The 1,364-nt window shown below is 57.3% G+C and carries 1 protein-coding gene; it reads right to left on the bottom strand.

Going from position 1 to position 1,364, the window contains the following annotated elements; all coding sequences use genetic code 11:
* Positions 1-229: 229 nt before the first annotated feature.
* Positions 230-1,273 carry an IS110 family RNA-guided transposase gene (locus tag H7847_RS26560; RefSeq protein WP_227272730.1) on the bottom strand — a complete coding sequence of 348 codons (1,044 nt, stop codon included), beginning with the start codon at positions 1,271-1,273 and terminating at the stop codon, positions 230-232.
* Positions 1,274-1,364 lie beyond the last annotated feature (91 nt).

The following is a 1,364-nucleotide window of genomic DNA, read 5'->3' as shown; positions in this document are numbered from 1 at the left end:
GTTCTCTATCTGCGGCTTCGATTTCAAGGACGGATTTAGGTCGCATCGGGCTCATGGTTCTCTCCGGGGTCGAACGTGCCGCCCCATAATGGCGTCGGTGACGGGATGCCTTCTAGAAGTCCGCTGCGAAGTCGCCTGGTAGGGCGCATCGACTTTGCATCGCGAGGTCATCCAGCCTCCGTCCCGATGGGACCTGTTTTCCGCGGAGTGCGGATCTCGGTGATTCAGTTCAGACTGGCAGCGCCTCCTTTGTCCAAGCGAACACTGTGCCGTCTCGCCAAAGCCGTGTCAGGATGACCGCCATTTTGCGCGCGGTCGCGACTGTGGCCTTTTTGAGCCCTTTGCGTTGCACAAGCCGCATCGCCCAACCCTTCAAAGGGCTGAACTTTGCGACCCGCTGGATCAGTATGTTCGCAGCTTCATAAAGTAGTTTGCGCATGTTGCGGTCCCCACGCTTGGAGATGCGACCGGACCAATCGGTCTCACCCGATTGGTAGCGTCTTGGCGTCAGACCAAGATATGCACCAACATCCACCGCACGTCGGAAACGCGTCGCATCGTCAATGGTGGCAATGAAGCTCAGGGCGGCGATGGGTCCAACTCCGGGCACGCTTGTGAGGCGCCGGGCCAGTGCGCTGTGCTTTGCGTACCGTTGGATCTCGGCATCAAGATCGGTGGTCTTGTGGCAGACTGTCTCATGCACCTTGATCAGCGATGCGAAGACGACCTCGAGGATCGGGTCACCAGAAACAATCTCACCAAGTTGATCTCGGAAATCGCGTCGACTCCGTCCTTTGCGCACTGTGCCAAGGCGGATACCGAATGTTTTCAAGATACCGCGCGCCTGACCCTCGATGTCCATACGGATGCGAACTAGACGTTCGCGGGCCGATAATAGCAGGCGCAGCCGGTCGCTATTCTCGCTCTTGATATGCACCTCGCGATACCAGCCGGTTCGCGCCAACTGAGCCAATGCTTCTGCATCCGAGCGATCCGACTTGTTCATCCGCGCCGACAGAGCCTTGTGCGCCGCACGGGCGTCGATACAGACCACGGGTGCCTCTCGACTTTTAAGCTCGCGCGAGAGCCAAATGGACAGCGGTCCGGATTCATGCACGATCCGTTCAACGCATTTGGCGTGAAGAGAAATCGTTTCAATGATCTCATCCGGGTCGGTCGAACACTCCCCTTCGAACACGCGCGAGCCGTCTTCACGTAAGATACAAATGGCGCAACTGGTCTGCGATACGTCTAAACCAATGTAGTTTTTCATGGTCGTCTCTCCTTCAGCTCAAGGTTTCTGAGATCGACATTAGCCGTTCTCAATGCCCTTGAAGCCGAGCGCTCAGCAGATACGCCATGTC

It is taken from the genome of Roseobacter weihaiensis, from assembly GCF_020622345.1.
In the GTDB taxonomy this organism is placed as follows: Bacteria; Pseudomonadota; Alphaproteobacteria; order Rhodobacterales; family Rhodobacteraceae; genus Roseobacter; species Roseobacter weihaiensis.
Note: the sequence above shows the minus strand (reverse complement) of the source record. Positions and strands in the feature narration are given on the sequence as shown.

Excerpts from the sequence above, each read along its gene's own strand:
- H7847_RS26560 (WP_227272730.1), bottom strand. The coding sequence starts at position 1,273 with ATGAAAAACTACATTGGTTTAGACGTATCGCAGACCAGTTGCGCCATT.